This is a genomic window from Lentiprolixibacter sp., from assembly GCF_982873095.1.
On sequence record NZ_CEYNTP010000276.1, the window covers coordinates 1 to 3366 of the forward strand.

General features: G+C 46.8%; 4 protein-coding genes and 1 pseudogene. All 5 read right to left on the reverse strand.

From position 1 onward, the window contains the following. Positions 1 to 154, reverse strand: a pseudogene (locus AC4E7D_RS13085) (SAM-dependent methyltransferase); the annotation flags it as partial. After that, positions 155 to 967, reverse strand: a complete 813-nt coding sequence (gene map, locus AC4E7D_RS13090) for a type I methionyl aminopeptidase (RefSeq protein WP_490174232.1) — start codon at positions 965 to 967, stop codon at positions 155 to 157. Between the two features lie 16 nt (positions 968 to 983). Next, complete coding sequence (gpmI, locus tag AC4E7D_RS13095) at positions 984 to 2501, reverse strand: 2,3-bisphosphoglycerate-independent phosphoglycerate mutase (RefSeq protein WP_490174235.1); 1518 nt, start codon at positions 2499 to 2501, stop codon at positions 984 to 986. A 295-nt stretch (positions 2502 to 2796) separates the two neighbouring features. Continuing rightward, positions 2797 to 2964, reverse strand: coding sequence for a DUF6747 family protein (locus AC4E7D_RS13100; protein WP_490174233.1), 168 nt, complete (start codon positions 2962 to 2964; stop codon positions 2797 to 2799). A gap of 119 nt (positions 2965 to 3083) precedes the next feature. After that, positions 3084 to 3366: M48 family metalloprotease (locus tag AC4E7D_RS13105; protein WP_490174234.1), on the reverse strand; the 283-nt coding region annotated here is incomplete at its 5' end.

Genomic DNA, 3366 nt, shown 5'->3' on the forward strand with positions numbered 1-3366 from the left:
AGGGCAAAAACTTTCGAAAACTTTTTCCGTCTATGGGATCGGTATATCGCGAGCCGCGGAGAAAAATCGCAAGGAGGGGACGGACGAGGTAGCTAAGATTAATTAAGACCGGCCTCGGGAGCAGGTTGAGAAAGTATTTAAATGCACTTTTCAATTATTCGGTTTTCTTCCGGAATTCGTCTTCTTCGTTGCTTTTTATTCCCAGTGCTTCGTAGATGTACTGAAAGGTGGAGAGGAGTTCTGGTTGTCCATTTACCATCGCCACGTTATGTTCAAAGTGGGCACTTGGCTGTCCATCGGCGGTAAGGATGGTCCAGCCATCCTTCAATTGTTTGATCCTGCGCGTACCCATGTTGATCATAGGTTCTATGGCCACGACCATCCCATCTACAAGTTTTTTACCACGGCCCCGTTTGCCGTAATTGGGCATTTCCGGACTTTCGTGCAGTTTTTTTCCCAAACCGTGGCCTACCAGTTCCCGTACGACACCATAACCGTGGCTCTCACAATACTGCTGGATGGCAAACCCTACGTCACCTACACGATTCCCTACACGAAATTGCCGTATACCAACATAGAGGGATTCCTTGGTAACTCTGAGCAACTTTTTGATATCCGGGGCCACTTCTCCTACCTCAAAGGTATAAGCGTGGTCGCCATAGAAACCATTTTTTAGGGCGCCGCAATCCACTGAGATGATATCCCCGTCCTTGAGCGGTTCCTTGGTAGGGATACCATGAACTACCTGTGCATTCGGGCTCATATTCAAGGTGTTCGGGAATCCATACATCCCCAAGAATCCAGGTTCTGCCCCATGATCGCGGATAAAGCTTTCCGCAAGCCCATCCAGGTAGAGGGAATTAACGCCTGGTTTGATTTCGGATGCCAGCATCCCCAGGGTTTTGGATACGATCAGGGCACTTTCCCTGATCAACTCTATTTCTTCCGGAGTTTTGGTTATGATCATTGCTTGGGGTTGTGTTTTATACCAGGGATTCCTGCGTCATCAGCTCAGGTTTTGGAAGCCCCATCATTTTGAGGATGGTGGGGGCAATATCTCCCAGTACCCCGTCCTTTACAGTTGTAATATCGGGATCCACTACGATCAGGGGAACAGGATTTGTTGTATGGGCTGTGTTCGGGGAACCATCAGGATTAACCATGGTATCGCAGTTCCCGTGGTCGGCAATGACCAGGGTGGAATATCCGTGTTTTAAACCGGTGTTGATCACGGCCTCTGCACAGGAATCCACCACTTCACATGCTTTGATGGCCGCTTCCATTACTCCGGTATGCCCTACCATATCAGGGTTGGCAAAATTCAGGCAAACAAAATCCGCCCCTCCCTTTTCCAATTCCGGGACAATGGCATCCCGTACTTCGTAGGCGCTCATCTCAGGTTTAAGGTCATAGGTGGCTACCTTCGGCGATGGGCAAAGTATCCTCGATTCCCCTTCGAAAGGAACCTCCCTGCCCCCGTTGAAGAAAAAGGTAACGTGTGGGTATTTCTCTGTCTCGGCGATGCGGATCTGTTTCTTCCCTTCACGGGCTAGCACTTCCCCCAGGGTTTCCTGAATATTCTCTTTATCGTATACTACATGTACATCCTTGAAAGTGTCGTCGTAATTCGTCAGGGTTACATAATAAAGGTCCAGTTTCTTCATTTCGTATTCCGGAAAATCCTGCTGACTCAGTACCTGGGTAAGTTCCCTTCCCCGGTCTGTCCGGAAATTGAAAAAGATGACCACATCCCCTTCATTGATCCTGCCCTTGGGGCTCCCATTTTCATCGCAAAGTACAATGGGTTCTATAAACTCGTCGGTAATGCCCTGTTCATAGCTTTGTTCCATAGCGGCACCGATATCGGTACTTTTGGTACCCAATCCATTAACGACCAGGTCATAGGCTTTTTTTACCCTTTCCCACCTTTTGTCCCGGTCCATGGCATAGTAGCGCCCAATGACCGAGGCCAGGCGTGCATGGTTGGCCTCACAAAACGTATCCAGGTCCTCAAGGAAGCCCTTACCGCTTTTTGGATCTACATCACGACCATCGGTGAAGGCATGTACACACACGTTTTCAACGCCGTAGGAAGCACTGGCACGAAGAAGTCCTTTCAGGTGGTTGACATGACTGTGGACGCCTCCATCACTTACCAACCCCAGATAGTGTATGGTCTTATTGTTGGATTTGGCATATGCAAAGGCGTCTTTTAAGGCTTTTTCCTCTTTGAGCTTGTCTTTGTCAACGGCCATATTGATTTTCGCGAGATCCTGGTAGACAATGCGGCCAGCACCCAGGTTCATGTGCCCTACCTCGCTGTTTCCCATCTGCCCTTCCGGGAGCCCCACATTCATACCATCTGTAAGAAGGGTCGAATTAGGATATTTGGTATACAAACTGTCTACAAATGGGGTGTTGGCATTTTCAATGGCACTCACTTTGGGGTCAGGTGATTTTCCCCACCCATCCAGGATCATTAGAATAACCTTTTTGTTCATCATAAAGAGGCTCATATTCGTTAACACGCAAAAATAGGGTGAATTCACAAGGATTGCCAGTATTGTACAAAGCTTTTTTGGTGTACAGTATGTTCTGGCGAATGGATCTTACGGCTGTAAACAGGAATGTGCTATGTTAAACTTTCGTTATTGTCCTGCGAAAATCGAAACGTAGCAAAGAAAAAGGCGTCTATAAATTGAACAGCACAGTTTGTTCATCAATCAAAGAACCCTGACGCAATGTCAGGGTTGCTTTTTTCAATTAACAAATAGTGTTCCCGTAAAAGGGAGTTACTTAAAATTCAAATCCGGTAAATACCCGGTAAAAAAACGCGTAAAAGACGATCATCAGCATACAGGCGCAAAATACGGAGTACGCTTTTAGCAAAATCACCAGATAATCGGGTTTACAATCATCAAATGCCTTAAGGTAGATACCTTTTAATAGTAATAGTGTTCCCATATAGTGTCCTTTATAAAAGTAAAGCTATAAGGGCTAGATCAGGGAATCTTAAAAATTTGGGAGTCCACCAAATGTATCAAATCAGGGGTAAGCTGCTGAAAAATATAGGCAAACTACGCTTATTTCCCGTTGTACTTCTCTATAGCCCTTTTTATCTTGGCGATCCGGTTTTCCGGATCTGGGTGTGTACTCTGAAATTCCGGTACCCGGTTGGGGCCTGCTGCTTCTTTCAGTATTTCCATAACCCGGATCATTTCATTAGGGTCATATCCGGCCTGTATCATGAATAGTACCCCCAGTTCATCGCTTTCCAATTCGTCTCCACGCCCGTTCTTGAGCAGGGTGTTTTGCCCTATACTACTAACAATGCTACCTGCATCTGCCCCTACAGAGGCCCCCATG

What these genes read in the sequence shown, in the direction of transcription:
- map (WP_490174232.1), bottom strand. Translation starts at nt 967, where the DNA reads ATGATCATAACCAAAACTCCGGAAGAAATAGAGTTGATCAGGGAAAGT.
- gpmI (WP_490174235.1), bottom strand. Translation starts at nt 2,501, where the DNA reads ATGAACAAAAAGGTTATTCTAATGATCCTGGATGGGTGGGGAAAATCA.
- AC4E7D_RS13100 (WP_490174233.1), bottom strand. Translation starts at nt 2,964, where the DNA reads ATGGGAACACTATTACTATTAAAAGGTATCTACCTTAAGGCATTTGAT.